Annotated in this window: 18 protein-coding genes; all 18 read right to left on the bottom strand. The window is 60.8% G+C overall.

Annotated elements, in window-relative coordinates:
• Positions 1-97 precede the first annotated feature (97 nt).
• The 18 genes from V3314_RS10470 to V3314_RS10385 all read right to left on the bottom strand — a co-directional run bounded on the left by V3314_RS10470 (position 98) and on the right by V3314_RS10385 (position 19,493).
• On the bottom strand, positions 98-2,095 hold the full coding sequence (locus V3314_RS10470) for a nucleoside-diphosphate sugar epimerase/dehydratase (protein ID WP_196182693.1): 1,998 nt from the start codon (positions 2,093-2,095) through the stop codon (positions 98-100).
• A 58-nt stretch (positions 2,096-2,153) separates the two neighbouring features.
• Positions 2,154-3,167, bottom strand: a complete 1,014-nt coding sequence (locus V3314_RS10465) for a glycosyltransferase family 4 protein (RefSeq protein ID WP_284385401.1) — start codon at positions 3,165-3,167, stop codon at positions 2,154-2,156.
• Entirely contained in the window at positions 3,164-4,153 is a 990-nt protein-coding gene (locus V3314_RS10460) for an SDR family oxidoreductase (protein WP_046615529.1), read from the bottom strand. Before V3314_RS10460 ends, V3314_RS10465 begins: the two co-directional genes overlap by 4 nt.
• A complete protein-coding gene (locus V3314_RS10455; RefSeq protein ID WP_046615530.1) occupies positions 4,153-5,262 on the bottom strand; it encodes a DUF1972 domain-containing protein in 1,110 nt (369 codons plus the stop codon). Before V3314_RS10455 ends, V3314_RS10460 begins: the two co-directional genes overlap by 1 nt.
• Entirely contained in the window at positions 5,252-6,343 is a 1,092-nt protein-coding gene (locus tag V3314_RS10450; RefSeq protein ID WP_284385402.1) for a glycosyltransferase family 4 protein, read from the bottom strand. The genes V3314_RS10455 and V3314_RS10450 overlap by 11 nt, the downstream gene beginning before the upstream one ends.
• Positions 6,340-7,047 carry an acyltransferase gene (locus V3314_RS10445; protein ID WP_338460189.1) on the bottom strand — a complete coding sequence of 236 codons (708 nt, stop codon included), beginning with the start codon at positions 7,045-7,047 and terminating at the stop codon, positions 6,340-6,342. Before V3314_RS10445 ends, V3314_RS10450 begins: the two co-directional genes overlap by 4 nt.
• Positions 7,044-7,892: a hypothetical protein gene (locus V3314_RS10440; RefSeq protein WP_338460188.1), complete on the bottom strand. Its 849-nt coding sequence runs from the start codon at positions 7,890-7,892 to the stop codon at positions 7,044-7,046. Before V3314_RS10440 ends, V3314_RS10445 begins: the two co-directional genes overlap by 4 nt.
• Complete coding sequence (locus tag V3314_RS10435; protein WP_338460187.1) at positions 7,852-9,117, bottom strand: hypothetical protein; 1,266 nt, start codon at positions 9,115-9,117, stop codon at positions 7,852-7,854. Before V3314_RS10435 ends, V3314_RS10440 begins: the two co-directional genes overlap by 41 nt.
• A gap of 2 nt (positions 9,118-9,119) precedes the next feature.
• Entirely contained in the window at positions 9,120-10,553 is a 1,434-nt protein-coding gene (locus tag V3314_RS10430; RefSeq protein ID WP_046615535.1) for a hypothetical protein, read from the bottom strand.
• A gap of 3 nt (positions 10,554-10,556) precedes the next feature.
• Complete coding sequence (locus V3314_RS10425; RefSeq protein ID WP_046615536.1) at positions 10,557-11,828, bottom strand: O-antigen translocase; 1,272 nt, start codon at positions 11,826-11,828, stop codon at positions 10,557-10,559.
• 9 nt (positions 11,829-11,837) lie between these two features.
• On the bottom strand, positions 11,838-12,944 hold the full coding sequence (locus V3314_RS10420) for a DegT/DnrJ/EryC1/StrS family aminotransferase (protein ID WP_046615537.1): 1,107 nt from the start codon (positions 12,942-12,944) through the stop codon (positions 11,838-11,840).
• Entirely contained in the window at positions 12,937-13,407 is a 471-nt protein-coding gene (locus V3314_RS10415) for an acyltransferase (RefSeq protein WP_046615538.1), read from the bottom strand. The genes V3314_RS10420 and V3314_RS10415 overlap by 8 nt, the downstream gene beginning before the upstream one ends.
• Positions 13,400-14,371, bottom strand: a complete 972-nt coding sequence (gene rfbC, locus V3314_RS10410; RefSeq protein WP_046615539.1) for a dTDP-4-dehydrorhamnose 3,5-epimerase — start codon at positions 14,369-14,371, stop codon at positions 13,400-13,402. The genes V3314_RS10415 and rfbC overlap by 8 nt, the downstream gene beginning before the upstream one ends.
• Before the next feature lie 130 nt (positions 14,372-14,501).
• On the bottom strand, positions 14,502-15,548 hold the full coding sequence (locus V3314_RS10405) for a Wzz/FepE/Etk N-terminal domain-containing protein (RefSeq protein ID WP_046615540.1): 1,047 nt from the start codon (positions 15,546-15,548) through the stop codon (positions 14,502-14,504).
• Between the two features lie 220 nt (positions 15,549-15,768).
• Entirely contained in the window at positions 15,769-17,199 is a 1,431-nt protein-coding gene (locus tag V3314_RS10400) for an MBL fold metallo-hydrolase (RefSeq protein ID WP_046615566.1), read from the bottom strand.
• A gap of 102 nt (positions 17,200-17,301) precedes the next feature.
• Positions 17,302-17,565 carry a lipopolysaccharide assembly protein LapA domain-containing protein gene (locus V3314_RS10395; protein WP_046615541.1) on the bottom strand — a complete coding sequence of 88 codons (264 nt, stop codon included), beginning with the start codon at positions 17,563-17,565 and terminating at the stop codon, positions 17,302-17,304.
• Positions 17,566-17,584: 19 nt separating this feature from the next.
• Positions 17,585-17,884, bottom strand: coding sequence for an integration host factor subunit beta (ihfB, locus tag V3314_RS10390; protein WP_013971456.1), 300 nt, complete (start codon positions 17,882-17,884; stop codon positions 17,585-17,587).
• Between the two features lie 544 nt (positions 17,885-18,428).
• The gene (locus V3314_RS10385) at positions 18,429-19,493 is read right to left on the bottom strand and encodes an acyltransferase (RefSeq protein WP_196182689.1); all 1,065 of its coding nucleotides are present in this window, start codon (positions 19,491-19,493) and stop codon (positions 18,429-18,431) included.
• Between the last annotated feature and the right edge of the window lie 35 nt (positions 19,494-19,528).

The raw sequence follows: 19,528 nt of genomic DNA, 5'->3' as shown, positions 1-19,528 counted from the left end.
CAGTTCTTCCCAATTCCCGCGTTCAAACTTCACAGCGTTTGAAGTTCATGTAGGCGTTCCTGTATCGGCACCGCCGTTCATTTTGTAAGTACAGCGTTCAGGGCTCCATGCGTCGGCGCTGGTACAACCAATCCACAATGTCGCCGCCAGGCACGTAGCCGCTTACGGTGTCACGCAGCAGCTGTCGCACGGTGGCAAAGTCATCTTCCGCAGTCGCCGCGCGCAGGGCGTCAAGGCGCTGCTTCAGCACATCCCAGGGCAGGTAGTCCTCGTTTGCGCTCATGATCATGGGGTGGCGGGTGGCAATCACGTTGTCGCCGATCAGTAGCTCTTCGTACAACTTCTCGCCCGGGCGCAGGCCGGTGAAGTTGATGGCAATGTCACCCAGCGGATTGCGCTCGGAGCGGATGCTGAAGCCGGACAGGTGAATCATCTTTTCCGCCAGCTCCACGATCTTCACTGGTTCGCCCATGTCCAGCACGAACACGTCACCGCCTTGCCCCATGGAACCGGCCTGGATCACCAGTTGCGCGGCCTCGGGGATGGTCATGAAGTAGCGGGTGATTTTCGGGTGGGTCACGGTCAACGGCCCACCCGCCTTGATCTGCTTGTGGAACAGCGGAATGACCGAGCCCGACGAACCCAGCACGTTGCCGAAACGCACCATGGTGAAGCGGGTCTTGTTCACCTGCGAGACGTTGCCGGTGTCGCCCATCAGTACTGGCGCCAGCTCGCGGCTAAGGGCCTGCAGCACCATTTCGGCCAGGCGCTTGGTACTGCCCATCACGTTGGTGGGGCGCACGGCCTTGTCGGTGGAAATCAGCACAAAGTTGGCAACGCCGGCCTGCAGCGCGGCCTGAGCGGTGTACAGGGTGCCGAACACGTTGTTCGACAGGCCTTCGGCAATGTTGTGCTCGACGATCGGTACGTGCTTGTAGGCCGCGGCGTGGTACACGGTGTCCACTTGCCAGGCGCGCATCACATCGAGCATCTTGGCCTGGTCGCGGACCGAGCCGAGGATGGGGATCAGCTGCACGGCCAGGCCTTCGCGAATGATGCGCTGCTCCAGTTCGCCGGCAATGGTGTACAGGTTGAATTCGCTGTGATCGAACAACAGCAGGGTGCGCGGTGTCTGCCCGAGGATCTGGCGGCACAGCTCGGAGCCGATCGAGCCGCCGGCCCCGGTCACCATGACCGTCTGGTCGATGATGCAGTGCTGTAGCAGGTCGCCTTGGGCAGGCACCGCGTCGCGGCCAAGCAGGTCGGCAATGTCCACCTCCTGGATGTCGTCCACCTTGACCCGGCCGCTGGCCAGGTCCATGAAGCCGGGCACACTGCGCACGTGCAGTGGGTAACCTTCCAGCAGGTTGAGGATTTCACGACGACGGCTGCGGCTGACCGAGGGCAGCGCCAGCAGGATTTCTTCGGCGCCGGTATCGTCGATCATACGTTGCAGCTGTTCCGGCTGATACACCTGAAGGCCAGCGATCACACGGTCGGTGATGCTGACATCGTCGTCGATGAACGCTACCGGGCGCATGGCCTTGCCCATGCGCAGCGCCGCCACCAGCTGGTTACCGGCCGAGCCGGCGCCGTAGACGGCCACCCGTGGCAGGCCGTCGTCGCGGTTGGCGAAGGGCACGTGCTGTACGGCTGTGGCAAACCAGTCGCCGAGGAAGTACTGGCGCATGGCCAGGCGCAGGCCGCCGACCATGATCAGGCTCAGCCACCAGTAGTTGAAGGTGATCGAGCGCGGTACCACGTTCTGGTGGTTGCTGGCCCAGTAGATGATGAAACCGAGGATCAGCGCCGACAGGGTGACCGCCTTGATGATGGCGATCAGTGCGTCATTGCCGAAATAGCGCATCACCGCCCGGTAAAGACCAAAGCGGATGAACAACGGGATCGAGATGATCGGCGCCGTTATGAACAGCCAGGTGTGATCACGGACAGGGTTGGCCAGGTCATCGATGCCCAGGCGCACGACAAACGCCAGCCACAGCGCGAACCAGACCAGAATTACATCGGTCGCTACCTGGATCAGCCGTTTGTGGCGTCGAGGTAGTCCAAGCAGTCTTGAGCGCAGCTTATCCATAGAACCTCTGAGAGTGTTGCAAAGTGACATGTCTAGCGTCTTCTTTCTATCACTCTAGCTAGTGTTCGAGTTCACCGGCGCGCCAGCGCACGGCCAGAAACGCCAATGGCAGGTAGGCGATGATCACGCCCAACACGCCGTCCAGGCCCAGCAACAGCACACACAGGGCCACCGGCAGGAGCCAGAACAGGTTGAGCCCGGCCACTGCAAGCGTCACCGGCAAGTGCTTGCCGTAGTGGCGCGAGGCGAACTGGTAGGCATGGCTGCGGTGCGCTTCGTAGACCTTGTCGCCGCGCAGCAGGCGGCGGATCAGGGTGAAGGTAGCGTCGACCACGAACACGCCCAACAGGATCAGCCAGCACCAGAAAAGCTGCGGCGCGGCCCAGGCCGCCTGCAGCGACAAGCCTGCCAGCACGATACCAAGGAAGCCACTGCCGGCGTCACCCATGAAGATCCTGGCCGGCGGGAAGTTCCAGAACAGGAAGCCCAGCGTGGCCGCGGCCAGCAACAGTGGCAGCGCCATCAACTGTGGCATACCGGCCAGGGCCGAGAGCAGCACCATGCCCAGGCAGGCGGTCACCGCTTCGACGCTGGCGATGCCGTCGATACCATCCATGAAGTTATACAGGTTGAGCATCCACACGCTGTAGAACGCGGCCAGGATGTAGCCGAACCACTGCAGGTCCAGGGTAAAGCCGAACACTTGCAGCGGCGCCAGGCCACCCAGCCAGTACAGCATCCAGGCGGCCGCGGCGAAGTGGCCAAGCAGGCGCCAGCGGGCAGCGATGTGGCCGTGGTCGTCCATGAAGCCGATTACCGCGATCAGTGCCCCTGCCCCGCCGATGGCAACCAGTGCCGGCAGCGGCACTGCGCCCGCCAGGCCCAGTAGCGGCAGGCAGCCAAGAAAGCTCAGCACAATAGCCACACCGCCACCCCGTGGGGTGGGCACGGTGTGCGAACTGCGCGCGTTGGGCACGTCGATGATCTGCTTGTTCAGGGCGTAGCGCCGCAGCAATGCGGTCAAAAGCAGGGATGCCCCTGCGACCAGGGGGATAAGCCACCATGCCATCATTTGTCTTGCTCTTTCAGAAAGTTTAGTGCCGTGGCCCGCAGTGCCTGGTCGACATCCAGCGGGGGCTGCCAGCCCAGCAATTCACGTGTTTTGCCAATGTCTACCTGCAGCGAGCCGCACAGGCGCTGGGCCAGCCCGGCCTTGCCGGCCAAGGTGGCCGCGCCTTTCAACCAGGCGGCGGGCACGGGCAACAACCTGGCTGGCTTGCCCAGCGCCTTGCCCAGCAGTTGCAGCAGTTCGGTGGTGGACAGATCGTGGCCGTCGCTGGCCAGAAAAGTCTGGTTGGCGGCGGCCGGGTGGTCGATGCAGGTCACCAGCAGGTCCACCAGGTTGTCCAGCGCCACCAGGCTGCGTTTGTTGTGGATGGCGCCAAACGGCAGCGGCACGCCTTTGCTCAGCCAGTTCATCATGCTGCGGAAGTTGGCTTTCACGCCTGGACCATACACCAGCACCGGGCGCACGATCACCACCTCCAGCCCGGTTTCAGCCGCCAGTTGGCGCAGGCCGTCTTCGGCTTCGCGCTTGGAGATGCCGTACGGATCCGACGGCGCGGGGGGTTCGTCGGCGGTGAACGGCTGGCGGCCGTTGGTAGTTTCGCCGTTCACCTTCACCGAACTTACAAAAATGAAGCGCCGCACACCGGCCTGGGCGGCGGCTCGGGCCAGGCTCAGGGTACCCTCCACGTTTACCCGGCGGAACTCGGCCAGCGGATCGGCGGCGGTTTCCTGCATTACGTGCACACGGGAGGCCAGGTGGATTATGGTGTCGACCTGCTCGAAATGCCCGGACGCAACATCCACCGCTGCCAGTTCGCTGAATGGCCGGTAGTCGACGCCCGCCAGCCGCTGGCCGGGCGCCTGCCGTACCAGCGCGCGCGGCGCCCAGCGAGTGTCTGCAGCAAGCCGCTGCAGCAACACCTTGCCGACAAAACCGCTACCGCCAGTGGCCAGGATACCTGGCCGTTGCCCGTTACCTTGCTCGGCCATCAGCCTCTCCCCGCCCGGCCCAGCAGGCGGGTGAACACGCTACGGTACTGCTCTGCCACCACCGACCATCGGTATCGGCGGTTGGCAATTTCATGCAGGCGCGCCGATAGCTGCGCACGGGCGTCCTCATCGGCAAATAGGGCTTGGGCGTGGTTGCGCAGCGAGCTGCTATCGGCAAAGTACAGCGCCTGATCTTCGGTGGTGGCGCGGTTGAACGACACATCGAAGGCCACCACCGGCAGGCCGAGCCACATGGCTTCGACAAGCGACGGGTTGGTGCCGCCGGCGCTGTGGCCATGCAGGTACACCGTGGCATTGCTGCGCAGCGGGCTCAGTTGCTCCACGTCGTAGATCGGATCCAGCAGGTGAATGTTGCTCACCCCTTCGTATTGCTTGCGCAGTTGCACGCCGTATTCGCTGTGGTTCCAGTTGCCGATGATTGCCAGCGGCATGCCAGAGCCGGCGAAGGCTTCGAGAATGACATGAATGTTGTTCTCCGGCTCGATGCGGCACACCGTAAAGGCATAGGACGCATTCAGGAAAGAATAAGCCTGGCGGGCTTGCTCGCCTGGCTCACCGGCCCGGGCCTGGTCGCCACCGTAGGCAATCAGTTCGCTGGGTTTGTTGTATTCGGAGGTCACGTATTCCTGCAACACCTTGTTGTCTGTGATGACCGCGTGGGCAAAACGCACGGCCACCGCTTCGGACAACTTCAGGAACCAGCGGGCGAAGTTGGACCACTTGGCACGCTTCCATTCATAGCCGTCGATGTTTACAACGATCGGCTTGCGGGTCAGCAGGCGCATGAATGGCAGGGCAATGCAGCCGGATACACCCAGAATCAGCATCAGGTCATGTTTGCGGTAGGCGTGCAGCATGCTCAGCACATCGTACGGAATGCTTTGCACGCCATTGGCCTTGAGGTTCAGGTAGACCAGGCGGGCACGTTCGAAAAACTTCGGGCGCTGGGGGTAATGGGGCGCACTGCAATATACGGTGAGTGCGCAGTCACCCGGCAGGTTGCGCACCAATTGTTCGGTCAGTGTTTCCCAACCACCGTATTGAGCGGGCAAACCTACCGTACCAATCACTGCAATCTTATAGGTCATCAAACACCATCACGATATTTTTCTGGAAGTTGGCAGTGGAAAACTCACTCGCTTTCCTGCGTGCGCGCTCGGACAATGCCTGGCACACCTGTGGGTCCTGCGACAGGCGCGCAACGGTACGCACCAGTTGTTCATGGTTCCTCGAATCGATCTGGTAGCCTTCTACCCCATCGCTGACCAGTTCGACCGGGCCGCCTACCGGGGGCACGATGGTCGGAATGCCGAAAGCCATCGCCTCGAGAATGGTCAGGCCAAAGGTTTCGACCCAGCCGTCCACGTGGGACAGGTTCAGCACCAGGCTGGCTTTGCGGTAGAACTTCGCCACCTCGGAACTGGCCGGGCTGAGCATGAGGTTTTGCGGCAGTGCCTTGCCGGCGAAGTAGGCGTCCACTTCCTGCGGGCTGGCATTGAGCACCAAGGTGAACTTCAGCACAGAGTCCGCAGCCAGTGCCGTGGCCAGAGCGACGAACTCGTCCACCCCCTTGTAGCCCTTCAACGACGCCAGCATCAGTACGTTGAAGCGGCCGTCGTGCAAGTGCTGGTACGGCGTGGCCATCGCCTGTTGCTGGAAGCCCTCGGCCAGGCCATTGTAAACGGTCACCGCTGGCACGCCGGCCACGCCCTCTTGTACCTGCAGGTACTTCGACACGTAGACCACCTTGCTGGCACAGCCGGCAATCACCCGGCGCAGGAACGCCTTGAGCAGCGCAGGCCGGATGGAGGTTTCGTGCACGTGGTAGACCACCTTGGCACCGCGCAAACGGGCGGCCAGGGCGGCACCAAAGGGCAGCATGGTGTTAACCAGCACGATCGACCCCGGCCGCACCTGGTGCAACAGGCTGAAGAACAGCGCCACCTGCGAGCCTGCATACGCCAGCAAGGTGAGCCAGCGGTTGTCGAAGCGCTTGTAGGCAAACCTGCAGGTGCGTACCTGCAGCTCATCGAGTACACCGTGGCCGCTGCGGCCCACATGCAAGGTGCATTCGGCACCATGTTGCTGTAGCGCGGTGATGGTCTGGTTCAACACTCGGGGGCTGCCGCTGTAGTCATTCAGCAGATGGACAAAGTGCAACGTTTTCATGCCACCCCTTCTTCCTCTACGCGCGCCTTGATGAACTTGGCCGGCACACCGCCATAGATCGAATTCTTGCGGTACACGCCCGCGGCCACCACCGCCCCTGCGGCGAACACGCAGCCGTCTTCGATCACAGCGCCATCGAGTACGGTCACCTTGGCACCGATCCAGCAGTTGCGGCCTACCTTGATGCCTTGGCGGGTCACACCCTGCAGGCGGATGGGTTGCAGCGGGTCTTCGAAGTTGTGGTTTTCCGAATGGAAGCTGACGAAGTTGCCGATGATGGTGTCGCTGCCAATTTCGATGCCACCGGCGCAGCCCAGGAAGCAGCCAGCACCCAGGCCGACGTTGTCGCCAATCACCAGGCCCTTGCCGATGTTGGCCAGGCTGCCGGTGCATTCGATGATGATGTGCTTGTTCAGCGACACGGCGGTACCGAAGCGGATGCCGTCATTTGACAAGGCATCGACGAAACAACCCTGGTCGATGACAAGCCCCGGGCCGTACTCGATCTTGCCCACTTCCTTCAGGGTTACCCCCGAGCCAATAAACGCCAGGCGCCGCCGGCGCAGGCGGATCACGCCGCGGCAGGCCATAAGCAGCTTGGTCACGAACAGCCCCAGCAGGTAGCCCGACGAAATGCGCCGATCGACAACCAATGGACGCTTTTTAACCAGCAGCACCAGTTTTTCGAGCAAGGCATGCATCATTTCACGGCCCTCACCTGGGTAAACAAGGCCTTGACGAAGGCCGGACGGCGGTAGGCCACCGCTTTGCGAATGGCCGCATAGACCAGGTACAGGTCAAGCAGGCCGCGCTCCAGCAGGCTGTGGGAATGGAAGCTGATTCGCAGCCCGTGGATCATTTCCTCGAAACGGAACAAGGCACGCTCGGGGGTATCGGCACTGTGCTCGGACAAGTCGTGGGCAATCTCCACATCCAGCACGCACGCCTTTGGGAAATACTCCTCGTAGCGGATGAAAAAGTCGGTATCGGTGGCATAGAAGCGCAGCCGTTCGTCATAGAAAGGCTTCATGCGCTGGAAGCACTCACGAGTGAAGATCAGGCCACTGTTGATGCCCAGCAGGTTTTTCGAGTCAACCAACCCAGCGGCCACGTTGGGTGTGAGGCGGCCCATGAACAGCCAGCGCTTGCCGGGGCTGACCAGTTGCCCATGGCTGACCAGCCTGGGCATGAATACGCCCACCTGTTCGCCACCTGGCGCGCGGCATACCTGGCCGATTTGCGCAAGGCAACTAGACAGGCGGATGTTCGAGTAGTTGGTGTCGTCGTCCGAGATCATGAACAGGTCGACGCCGGCGGCAAACGCCTGTTCGGCCACCTGGTTGTAGACCACCGACAGCCGCTGGTTGTCCGCCTCGTACCAACGTACGCCCAGGCACGGCTGTGCCACGCCGGGGGAGTTGTTCCAGACGTACAGCCGCAGGTCGATACCCTCGTCACGCAGCAACGCCTGCTGCGCGAGCAACGACTGCAGGGCAATCGAGTCCTGGCTAGCTTTCCGATACAGAACGATCAGGACTGCCAAGCTCAACTTTTGTTCTTCTGTTTTCACCAATGATCACCATCACCACGATCGCGAAAATATAGAGGACAACACTGTTCGTATAGGACTGGAAGAAGAACGAGCTCAGGAAGAACGGGTAGCTGGCAATCACGAAGTTGCCCAGGCCGTTTTTCCAGAAGCTGGCGCGAGGCCTGTCCCGGACGATGATCGTCACCAGCTTGTGATACCAAAGGATCAACCCCGCCATGATCAGCAGGCCGACCAGACCGCAGGTGGCCAGCAGGTTGAGCCAGAAAGAATCGAACCAATGCGGCTGGCCCGGGCCCACCGCGCCAAAGCCATAGCCCATGGGGTGCGCGCCAAGCACCTCAAACATGTGCAGCCACTGCCGCTCACGGTCCAGTGCCGACAAGTCCTCGGTGTAGCCCATCGACAGGTAGGCGAAAATCGCCACGGTCAGACCCACGAACTGCAGATAGCCCAGCAGCGAGATCAGCCAGGCCGTGCGCAGCACCCGGGCTACCACCAGCATCGAGCAGATGCACACCAGGCCGATCATGGCCGTACGTACCGAACCGATCACAATCAGCCCGCACAGCAGCAGGAAGGCAACACTCAGCAGCAGCCGCCGGGTCAATGACCAGTTGCGCCCGCTGAGCAACACGGCCAGGGTCATGGCGGCGGTATTGAGGATAACTGCAGAAAATTCCAGCGTGCCGGTAAAGAAGCCCGAAACCCGCGGCAGCCCGTCACGCATCGAGTTGTAGGGTTGCAACTCATAGCCTTTGGCGGTAAGCAGCGGCCAGTACCAGAACTGCTCGGCCGAGGCGATGGTCAGGTACTGGTACAACGCATACACGCCGGTGAGTACGCTCATTGCCAGCACCGACCAGTACACATGGCGCAGCTTCTTTTCGGCCGGCACCGCTTGGGACCAGATAGCCACCGCCATGCCGACGAACACCGGCACGGCCAGTGCGCGGAACATGCGCACCGACGACGCGCTAAGGTCGCCGAACAGCAAATACAGGAAGACGAAGAACAGCACGACGAGCAACCACCGTGCGACTTCGAGGCTGACCATGCCACGTGCCGAGACACTGGCCAGCACCCGCAGCAGCAGCCACATGATCATCAGCAGGCTGATCATTTCTCGCCAACCGGCAAACACACTGCCCAGCCCCAACGTCAACACGACGAAGTCGCTGAAGAACAGCAGGCAGAACAGCACGCCGATAAAGATCTTGATCACACTCACCCTCGCGCTCTGGTCAGCCTGGCCAGCCGGAACAGCGTTACCTTGATCAAGAGCTTGATTCTCGGCACCCAGGCGTAGGCAAACAGCGTTCGCAACGCCAGGTTCGTGTCTATGCGGCACAGGGCATCGAAGACATCCGCAGGGATCATGCTAGTGACCTTACCTGTCGGTTTCATGAAATCGAGGTTGCCCGTCCACGGCAACATGGCTGCCAGTTCGTTCTCGCTGAATTCGCCCCGCTCGATGCAAGCCAGGTAACGCGCTTTCACCGACTCCAGCGAGTTGACCCGCTGCACCGCTTCCACCACCGAGGCACTGGGCCGGGGTTGTTCGATGCTGGCCAGCAGCTGGTCGATGCTAGCCACCTTCAGGCCGTCTGCCGGGGAATAGCCCTGAATCGGCGCCACCAGCCCCACGCAACGCCGGCCCTTGAGCAATTGCTCGGCGAACGCCGTGCCACCGGGTATAGGGTAGCTGTCCAGGTAGAAGTCGGCTTTTTCCGCAAAGGCCAGGTAGTCCTTGTACGGCAGGTGACGGCGGATGAAGAAGCGCTTGGGGTAGCGCAGCTTCACTGTCCACCACCAGGTGTTGGTCAGGGGGTTGGCACCGATGATCCAGCACTCGGCATTGGGGAAACGCTGAAGAATCGCCGTGATCGACGGACGCATGTCCAGGCCGCCGTGGGGCTTGTACTTGGCCGCCGAGGCAGCGCTGAACACCTTGATCCGCTCGTGGGTTGGCACGGCATCCGGCACTTTGGCGCCGCTGGTCTCGATCGGGATCGCCAGGAAGCTCTTCTGGCAGGTGAGGTGCTTTTTCTTGTCCAGATGGTGCCCGTAGGCGCTGATCTCGAAATACACGTCGGCCACCGACGCGCCAAAACTGAACACGTGGTCGGCATGGTTGACGAAATACACTGTCAGCGCGGCGCCACGTTGTTGCTTCAGCAGGCCGCAGGCGACGGTGGTGATGATGTCGTCCGGGTGAATGTGCAACACCACCTTGTCGTACTGGGCCAGGGTGTCGACGATGGACTGCAGGCGGGCGCACGGGTCATCGCCGCGCGCCACCTCGATATGGGCGAAATAGCCTGCCAGGCGTTCGAGCACCTGGGGCTTGGCGCTGCGCGCGACCAGCAGGTCCACAGGCCCCTCGTGCATGTGCGCCAGGCGCTCCATCAGCCGGGTATGCCCGCCTTGCATATAGGGTTCGCTGACCACATGCAGGCAGCCGCGCGATACGTTGCTGGCAGCCGGCAGCGTGACCTGGCTGGCGCACCGGGCCACCAGGTGGCGCTCCAGCGCGGCAGCCTCGTAGATGTCCAGGTCCACGGCCCAGAGCAGCGCGCCATAGACTTGCGCCTGGGTCAAAGCCGGTCCCGGCGCTGCCGTCAGTATCCGAGCCTGCAGCTGCTCCACCACTTGCTTCATTGCTCAGCTCCGTGCCGAATCAGCGACAATCGACGGCAAACGCCGGAAAACCGTGAAGTACATGACAATCGCGTACAACAGGTAATTGACTGCATAGGCCAGCGTGACCTTCTCGTAACCCCAAAGCTGCGTGAGGTACACCGTCAAGCCGTACAGCGACAGGGTGGCGAGGATTTCCGTCACCAGGTACAGCCGCGTCAGGGCCTTGCCCAGCATCAGGTAGGCCATCAGCCAACTGGCGATCTTCAGGCTGTCGCCGACCATCTGCCAGGCGAACAGCTCGCGCATTGGCAGGAACGATTCAGAGAACAGTACCTGGATGATGAAGTCGCGCAGCAGGTAGATCACCAGCCCAGCGAGAATGGTCATGGGCAGGATCAGCTTGTAGCCCTGCAGGATCTCCCGGCGCAGCTCGCCGGCATCTGCCAGTTCGGACAGCCGCGGCAGGTAGTAAACCGCCAGGGTGGTGGTGATCAGCATCAGGTACGCCGAACTCAGGCGCCACATGGCCTCCCAGTAGCCGGCTTGCTCCCAGCCGAAGGTGTTGCCCAGGTAGTCCCGCAGGAACACATGGCAAACCGGCAGGGAGCAGGCCGTGACCACAGCCATCAGCGCGAACTTCGACAGCCGGCCCAGGGCCTGCCGGTCCAGGCCACCAAAAAAGTCCGCCAGGTGGAACCAGGGCGTGCGCATGCAGATCAGCAAGGTGGCCACAAAGCTCAACGACTGGTACACGGCCAAGGCTACCAGCGCACCGTACAGCCCTAGCTGGATGGTCAGCGCGCAGGTTACGACCAGCGAAATCAAGCTGCCCAGGATGTTGGCCAGCACATAACGGGGCACATCCTTCTTGCCATTGAGTACCCCCAACAACAATGAGTTGAAGGCAAAGAACACCAGGGTGGTGGCAAACCACAGCAGCACCGAAGCCAGCGATTCATCATTGAAGAACCAACTGGCCAAAGGTTTACGCAGCACGATGATCAGCACCGCAAGCAGCAGCGAAACCAGTACCGACAATGTGCCGGCGGTTTTCCACACCTTGCGTTGCTCTTCGGGCTGTTCGGCAAACTCCGCCGTGTACTTGGTCACACCCGTGCTGACGGCACCGCTGGCCAGGGTAGTGAACATGGTCACTGCATTCTGCAGCTGGCCGATGGCCGCATACCCGGCCGGCCCTACGTACAGGGCCAGCACCTTGTTGAGGCCAAGCAAGGTGGCCATCTTTACTGCAACGGCTATGGCATTGAGCAGGCTAGTTCTGATCAGGGTCATACCTGGCACTCAAGGACGCGAAAAGCTGTTGCAGGCGTCAATGACGTGCTGGATTGAGGACTCGGTCAAGGTCGGATCCATGGGCAGGCTCAGCACCTGCTCATGCAGCCGCTCGGTCAGCGGCAACGACAGGTCGGCCAGTTGCGGATAGGCCTGCTGCCGGTGCGGTGGAATCGGATAATGCACCAGGGTCTGTACACCTTGCTGGGCCAGGTGCTGCTGCAACTGTTCACGGCATTCGCTGCGCACCACGAACAGGTGCCAGGCATGCTGGCCGGCAACGCCCGGGTCAGGTAACTGGATGGCCGGGTTGTCGATGCCGGCCAGGTACCGCTGCGCAACCTGCTGGCGCAAGCGTGTTTCTTCGTCCAGGTACGGCAGCTTCACGCTCAGCAGCGCAGCCTGCAATTCGTCCAGGCGGCTGTTCACGCCCTGATACATATTCATGTACTTCACGTGCGAGCCATAGTTGCGCAGCGATTTCAGTGTCTCGGCCAGCGCATCGTCATTTGTGGTGACCGCACCGGCGTCACCCAGCGCCCCCAGGTTCTTGCCCGGGTAAAAGCTGAAGCCCGAAGCATCACCCCAGGCACCCGCGCGGCGCCCATCCAGTTCGGCAGCGTGGGACTGGGCAGAGTCCTCCAGCACCAGCAGGCCATGCTGCCTGGCGAATGCGTTGATAGCCGGCATGTCGGCCAGGCGCCCGTAAAGGTGCACCGGCATGATCACCCGGGTACGCGGGGTCAGCGCTTGCGCGAGGTTGTGTGCACCCAGGTTGAAGCTGGCCTCGTCGGGCTCTACCAGCACCGGCACCAGCTTGTTCTCGGTAATCGCGAGGATGGTGGCGATATAGGTGTTGGCAGGCACCAGCACCTCGTCGCCCTCGGCGATACGGCCGAGTTGTTTCCAGGCACGCAAGGTCAGTATCAGCGCATCCAGGCCATTGGCCACGCCAATGCAGTGCTTCACCCCGCAGTAGCTGGCGAACTGGGCTTCGAACTGCTTGAGCTTCTCGCCCATGATGTACCAGCCCGAGTCGATGACCTCGGTGCAGGCATCAATCAATGCCTGACGGTATTGCGCATTCACACCCTGTAGATCGAGAAACTTAACCATTGCGGTCTATCACCCTGATAATTTTTGCTGGATTCCCTACGACAACGGCATAAGGCGGGACGTCTTTGGTCACCACCGCCCCTGCTCCCACCATGGCGTACTCGCCTACGACAACACCTGGCAGCAAGGTGGCATTGGCGCCAATGCTGGCTCCGCGCTCCAGGGTAATGCCGTTGAACTGTTCCGGATAAACCTTGGAACGTGGCATCGCATCGTTGGTAAAGGTGGCATTGGGGCCGATGAATACGTCATCGGCTATGCGGGTGCCATCCCAGAGGTAAACGCCGGACTTGACCGTGACGTTATCGCCCAGCACTACATCGCCTTCAATCAGGGTATGCGCGCAGATGTTGCAATTACGCCCGATCTGCGCACCTTTCATGATCACGACAAATTGCCAGACCCGGGTGCCTTCACCTATGGCATCGCTTTTCACATCGGCCAGTTGATGAATGCTAGGCATCGCGTTTCAGCTCCTTGAACGTGGTGTAGTCACGAATGTAGTCGGCCTCGTCGTAGTGCGCATCGGCCAGCACCAGCAGCACGCAATCCGGGCTGAAATCATGCATTTCATGCCAGACCATGGGCGGAATCAGGATGCCTTTGTTGAACGCGTCCAGCCAATGGTCGGTGCGGGTGGTACCGTCATCCATCACCATCCGGCAGCGCCCGGACACGCAGATGGCCAACTGGTTGAGCTCCTTGTGGGCATGGAAGCCGCGGGAAACCCCGGGCAGCGTCTCGGTCAGGTAGTACACTCGCTGGATGGCAAAGGGCACATTGTCCAGGGCTTGCAGAGCCACCAACTGGCCGCGGTGATCGCCCAGCACCTTGAAAAGCTCGACCTGGGCCAGGGTGCCTTCATCGGCGGAACTCAAGTGATGCCGGAACGATGGGGCCTGGTTGTCCTTTTCGCTGACGATGAGGCCATCGCGCATCGGCCAGTCAATCGCGAGGTCGGGGTCATCCCAGTGGATACTGCCTTCTGCTTCCTTGTTGTACACATCCGTGGTTTTGTACAGGAAGTGTGTCTCGTCCTCGAGTGCGACAAAACCGTGCGCAAAACCTTCGGGGATCCACAACATGCGGTTGTTGCGCTCGCTCAACTCCACCCCTACCCATTGCCCGAAGGTCGGAGAGCCCGGACGGATATCGACGGCCACGTCGTAGACCGCACCACGCACCACACGCACCAGCTTGCCCTGGGCGTTTGGAGAGCGCTGGAAATGCAGCCCACGCAAGACGCCGCGGTGGGACATGGAGTGGTTGTCCTGAACGAACGCACGGGGCTTGCTCAGGCCAAGCTCGAGCAATGCACCATGAAAACGGGTTTCATTGAAGGTTTCCGTGAACCACCCGCGATCATCCTCGTACACGGCGGGTTCCACTATGACTACATCGGGAATGTTCGTTTGAACAAGCTTCATCGGCAAACCTTTGGCATGAATTTTTGTTGGGGCCAGCCAGGCTGGCCCCCTTTATTACGGCAGTTTCACCGTTTGCACGGCAAATGTCTCGCTCTAAATGTAGCGTGCGCGCTGATGTTCATGTTCCGGGTCAGGCCCGGCGTCTTTGCAGATTTTGCAAGGTATATCTGAGCGTTGCAATCAGGCAACCGAGACCTAGTCCGACAATCACACCTAGCGCAATTATCAAGTTGCGCTTGGGTTTAACTGGTACGTCTGGTTGCTCTATCGTGCCGTCAAGCTGATAGACACTAACATCGCGCTTTGCTGCCACGAGCCCTTCGTAAAACTGCTGTCTTGTTTGTAGATCGCGGAGTTCGATAATGAACGGATCTTCACTTTTACGCTGTTGCAAATTACTGATTTCCGCAGCCAGCGCCTTGCTCCCGCGCATGTAAGTCAACTCGCCATCCATTTTCGAGGACAACGCCTTGGAAACTTCACCGTCTATCAGCGGTGGATTTTCCAGGCCAATGGCAGTTGCAATGCGCAGCGCCTCTTGCAAGCGAGTAATCTTGTCTTCACGTTGCCGCTCACCGTTTTTCCGCAGGTTGTCGAGCTCCAGTTGCAGCGCACTGGCGCGGACCTCTGCCTCCTTGGTCGCATCGTGCAACAGTTCGGCCTTGGCGGCCGCGCCAGCCTTGTCGATATAAGCGGCAGCCCACTCGGACGCCACGGCAGGGTCACGACCTCGGAAGGCCACATAGGCCCGCGCCGGCTCACCGGCCAGTTGCACCACGTCAAAGGAGCCATTGAACGCAGCATACAATGCGCCTTGCGCGCCCTGCCCCGGCGGCATGGAGGGCAAGTACACTTCCTTGAAAAACTGCCGGCGCAGGGTCTCACCGTTCAAATGTTCGACGAAGATGTCAAAGACCTTCCGCGAAGTGAAAGGCTCGAGCCCAGTCTGACTGGTGCGCCCATAGTTCAGATCGGCAATATCGCTGGACGAAGGTGCTGCCAGAAAAACTTTCGCCTCATAAACCGGCTTGGCCAACAGCGCATAAGCCAGTGCAACCGCAGTGACAGCAATCGTCACCAGAAAGATGAACAGCTTTTGCCGCCATACCCCCTCCAGAAACTCCAACAAATCTACTTCTTCACTATTGCTACTGCGGTGCTCGACGTCATTGCGCATTTCTTGGTTTTTTCCTTGGGTCTGACTGTGCACGGTTTCTGGCATACCAAAACAACACGAGCGACTGCATGGAAACTGGCGACACGCGCTCCATCTCCAGTGTAGCGGCAATATGCCAATACCTAGCCAGTCCAGCGTCGGGGGTTAGCCGCAGTAGATAAACCCTGGCGGGATTAGTTCCCGCGTGGTGTCGGCCAGCATGCATTGTCAGACCAAGGGTTCAGGGTATCGAGACCTCCAGGCAGGCACCCGCCTGTTCAGCCTGCTGGCGCAACGCCCCTTGCAGGGACTTTTTGGCGCCCATTTCGCCATGTACCAGCACTACCTTCGCGGGCCGCACCTGGCCACTCAAGGCAAACCGCGCCAGCCCCTGCTGGTCCGCATGCCCGGAATATCCCGGCAACGTCATGACTTTGGCCCGCACCTCATACATCTGCCCATCCAGATCAATCTGCACAAACCCTTCCGCCCCCTCACTCGCCTGTATCACCGCGCCCGGCGTACCCTTGGCCTGGTAGCCGACAAACATCACCTCATGTCGCGGGTCCCCCAGCATGGCCTTCAGGTAATTGACGATGCGCCCACCCGAGCACATGCCATTGCCGGCAATCACGATCGCCGGCCGCCCGGTGCTCTTCAGGTAATTGACCACCTGCTGGTGTCGAGCGTGGGTGTCCACGCTGACAAGCTGGCTGAAACCCAACGGGTCGCGCCCTTCGGCAAGGCGCGCCCGGGCCTCGGCATTCCAGTAGTCGTGCAGTTCCCGATATACGCTGGTGATGCGCTGAGCCAGGGGCGAGTCGAGAATGATGGGCAACTGCGACCAGTCAAGCGGGTCGTCATCGGGGGCCGGTCCGCCCTTGTTCAGCAAGGCCTTGCGATGAAGAATGCCTTCGAGCTCGTACAGCAACTCCTGGGTACGGCCGAGGCTGAAGGCCGGAATGAGCAGCGTGCCCTGGTCGGCCAGGGCGCGGTCGATGGCCGCTTCCAACCGCTGCTGACGGTCGCCCGCAGGCGGGTGCAGACGGTCGCCGTAGGTGCTTTCCAGTACCAGTACATCGGCTCGCTCCGGGGGTTGTACTGGGCGCAGCAAGGGGTTGCCACAGGCGCCGAGGTCGCCGGAGAACACGTAGCGGGTGCCGGCCTGCGCGTGCTGCACATCGCATTCGACATAGGCCGAACCCAGCAGATGCCCGGCGCGCTGCAGGCGAATGCGACAGTTGAGCCCTGTTTGCTCGACCAGGGTGTGCCACTGTTCGAACGGCAGAGGCACGATCAGGTCGCGGATGAACGCCAGGTACCTTGCCACCTGGGCGGGCTCGCTGCTGATGCTTAGCTTGTAGGCGTCTTCCAGCACCAGTGGCAGCAGCCGGGCGGACGGCTCGCTGCACAGGATGGGACCACGGTAGCCGGCAGCCAGCAGTGCCGGAATGCGACCTACGTGGTCGAGATGCACATGGGTGATGACCAGGGCCTGGATGCCCTGCACGTCGAAACCGAGTGGCGCCGATGGTGCGCCTGGCGCGGCATCGGCGCCCTGCTCCAGGCCGCAATCGATCAGCAGGCTGGTGAACGGGTCGAGGTGCAGTTGATGGCAGGAGCCCGTGACGCCGCGGGTGCCACCATGATGGGAAAGAACGGGATATTCCATGCTGCGCACACTCGCCTGGGCCGAAAATGAAGTGCGTTATTACTCCATGACGGCCGGCGCTGGCATAGGTGACAATTTCCCAAACGGTTGTAGGAAATACCCTTAGTTACCGCTCAATGCTGCCTGACGGGCAGAAGCCTTGATCTTGCGCTTGCTGCGCTGCACGCCGTAGGCACCCAGCAGCGGACCGACTGCCAGGCCAATGACCAGGGCGGCCAGAACCAGCACGGCGACCGGCATGGCCGGGGCAGCCCAACCGAACAGGACCAACGAGACGGTTTGCTGGTTCTCCAGCACGAAGAACAGCACCACAGCCGCCAACAGCAGCACGAACACCGCCGCCAGGGCGCGCTTGAGGTTACGCATCAGATTGCTCCTTGTGGAATCAGGTGTGGGCCTCATGCTCTTCTTCATTGACCCGGTCGCGCAACTCTTTGCCGGGCTTGAAATGCGGCACGAACTTGCCTTCGAGGCTGACCGACTGGCCGGTCTTCGGGTTACGGCCTACGCGAGGGGCGCGATAGTGCAGCGAGAAGCTGCCAAAACCGCGGATCTCGATGCGATCGCCGGTGGCAAGGCATTGTGACATCTGTTCAAGCATGGTCTTGATGGCCAGCTCCACGTCCTTGGACGAGAGCAGCCCCTGATGGGTGACAATACGTTCGATCAGCTCCGACTTCGTCATATTTTTCCCTTCGTTATCAAGCAGCTAGATCATTGCTTAACCAGTTTGTAGCACGCTGGGAGGGATTTGAACAGGGTGGTTCTTGACTTAATAAAAAAATTCAAGATTGAAGTTTTACAGGAATGGTCTAGCCGGTGGCGCCTGGCAGGCCCGGCCTCATCGCCGGCAAGCCAGCTCCCACAGGGATCATGCAGGCTTTTGGAAATCGGGCTTGGGTCGCTGGCCCTGTAGAGATGCTGCCTGCTTCGAAGCCAGGTACCGGCCTGTTGAGAGCAGACTTTTCGCAACACAGGGCCGCTTCACAAGGGGATCGTGCAAGTATTGGGAACATGGACCGCACCACTGCCCCCCCCGCATGGACATCACCTGCCTTGAGGCCAGCACAGCCCATGTGGGAGCGGGCACGCCCGCGAACACCGGCATAGCCGGTACCACCCATCGCGTCGCCCGCTCCCACAGGGGATTGCGCCAGTTTCCGGAGAGGTGGACACACCATTATCCCACTGAGAAGGGGCGAATACGCCAGCTGCTGGAAGCCAGACGCCTATGCCAATTGCTGCCGGGAACCCGCTCGGGAAAAGCGTTTGCGCATCGCCAAGGCAGGCTTCTCTACCAGCCCCCACGACACATACCCCGCCAGCCAGGACGCTGGCACGGCCGCCAACATCAGCCAGTAAGGCCCGGCCCATGGCATCGCCCACGCCAACAATTGCTGGATCGGAAATGCATACAGGTAGATGCCATACGAGTAATCCTCCACAAATGAGGGAAGCTTCAACTGCGGGCAATAAGCTACGTACAACGTGCAGTACATCGTCAGAACGGCAAATGCAAAAACCTCAAGGCGCCCACCCTTGGCCAAGATGAACAAAGCAACGCAGGCAAGCAACAGCCACCTGGTATACGGGATCACCGCCCGACACGAATAGAACGCCGCCCCTGCCAGGAAGCACACCACCAGCTTGAACGGGTACTCCGCAAAGGCTGGATGCAGGGTATGCAACCCCAGTGCGATCACCAACGCGGCAAGCGCCAACCCCATCATCGGCCACCGGCAAACCTTGGCCACCAGCACCAATAGCCACAGCACCACGTACATGCGCATTTCCAAGGGGATGGTCCACAGGCTGCCATTGACCGAAGCCCCATAGTACCGCGGGGTAAAGCTCACCCCTGGCAAGAGAAACTGGGCATCCTTGAAAACCAGCAATGGGCTATAGACATACCTGTAAACCTGGCGCTGGGAAAGATACTCATCAAGCGGCAGCGAGGTAATGACAGGCCCTAGCACAAAGGCCATGAGCAGCAGGCATACGAGCAAGCCAGGCAAGATCCGCAATGCGCGGGCCAGGTAGAAATCCCGGGCACTATTCTTTTCTCCACTGGCCGCGATCAGAAAACCGCTGACCATGAAGAATACTTCCACGCCCAGGCTATGAACGGGCACCGGCATGCCCAGCAGCAGGCCAGGGTCGGTGCAACTCAGGCACTCCAGATAGGAGAGCGCAAAGGAATGCCCCACCACTACGGCAGTTGCTGCCAGCAGCCTAATAATCAGGAAATTGTTATCGCGCCCGCGACCTTCCATGACGTCGCCAAAACTCAACATCGCACAACCCCCCGACACGGCCTTCTTTCAGCATA

It is taken from the genome of Pseudomonas sp. TE3-3-F2023 (assembly GCF_036784815.1).
Taxonomy (GTDB): Bacteria; Pseudomonadota; Gammaproteobacteria; order Pseudomonadales; family Pseudomonadaceae; genus Aquipseudomonas; species Aquipseudomonas pudica.
Note: the sequence above shows the minus strand (reverse complement) of the source record. Positions and strands in the feature narration are given on the sequence as shown.

Excerpts from the sequence above, each read along its gene's own strand:
- V3314_RS10400 (WP_046615566.1), bottom strand. The coding sequence starts at position 17,199 with ATGGAATATCCCGTTCTTTCCCATCATGGTGGCACCCGCGGCGTCACG.
- V3314_RS10445 (WP_338460189.1), bottom strand. The coding sequence starts at position 7,047 with ATGATGCATGCCTTGCTCGAAAAACTGGTGCTGCTGGTTAAAAAGCGT.
- V3314_RS10395 (WP_046615541.1), bottom strand. The coding sequence starts at position 17,565 with ATGCGTAACCTCAAGCGCGCCCTGGCGGCGGTGTTCGTGCTGCTGTTG.
- ihfB (WP_013971456.1), bottom strand. The coding sequence starts at position 17,884 with ATGACGAAGTCGGAGCTGATCGAACGTATTGTCACCCATCAGGGGCTG.
- V3314_RS10405 (WP_046615540.1), bottom strand. The coding sequence starts at position 15,548 with ATGCGCAATGACGTCGAGCACCGCAGTAGCAATAGTGAAGAAGTAGAT.
- V3314_RS10415 (WP_046615538.1), bottom strand. The coding sequence starts at position 13,407 with ATGCCTAGCATTCATCAACTGGCCGATGTGAAAAGCGATGCCATAGGT.
- V3314_RS10455 (WP_046615530.1), bottom strand. The coding sequence starts at position 5,262 with ATGACCTATAAGATTGCAGTGATTGGTACGGTAGGTTTGCCCGCTCAA.
- V3314_RS10460 (WP_046615529.1), bottom strand. The coding sequence starts at position 4,153 with ATGGCCGAGCAAGGTAACGGGCAACGGCCAGGTATCCTGGCCACTGGC.
- V3314_RS10465 (WP_284385401.1), bottom strand. The coding sequence starts at position 3,167 with ATGATGGCATGGTGGCTTATCCCCCTGGTCGCAGGGGCATCCCTGCTT.
- V3314_RS10430 (WP_046615535.1), bottom strand. The coding sequence starts at position 10,553 with ATGAAGCAAGTGGTGGAGCAGCTGCAGGCTCGGATACTGACGGCAGCG.
- V3314_RS10450 (WP_284385402.1), bottom strand. The coding sequence starts at position 6,343 with ATGAAAACGTTGCACTTTGTCCATCTGCTGAATGACTACAGCGGCAGC.
- V3314_RS10420 (WP_046615537.1), bottom strand. The coding sequence starts at position 12,944 with ATGGTTAAGTTTCTCGATCTACAGGGTGTGAATGCGCAATACCGTCAG.
- rfbC (WP_046615539.1), bottom strand. The coding sequence starts at position 14,371 with ATGAAGCTTGTTCAAACGAACATTCCCGATGTAGTCATAGTGGAACCC.
- V3314_RS10425 (WP_046615536.1), bottom strand. The coding sequence starts at position 11,828 with ATGACCCTGATCAGAACTAGCCTGCTCAATGCCATAGCCGTTGCAGTA.
- V3314_RS10385 (WP_196182689.1), bottom strand. The coding sequence starts at position 19,493 with ATGTTGAGTTTTGGCGACGTCATGGAAGGTCGCGGGCGCGATAACAAT.
- V3314_RS10470 (WP_196182693.1), bottom strand. The coding sequence starts at position 2,095 with ATGGATAAGCTGCGCTCAAGACTGCTTGGACTACCTCGACGCCACAAA.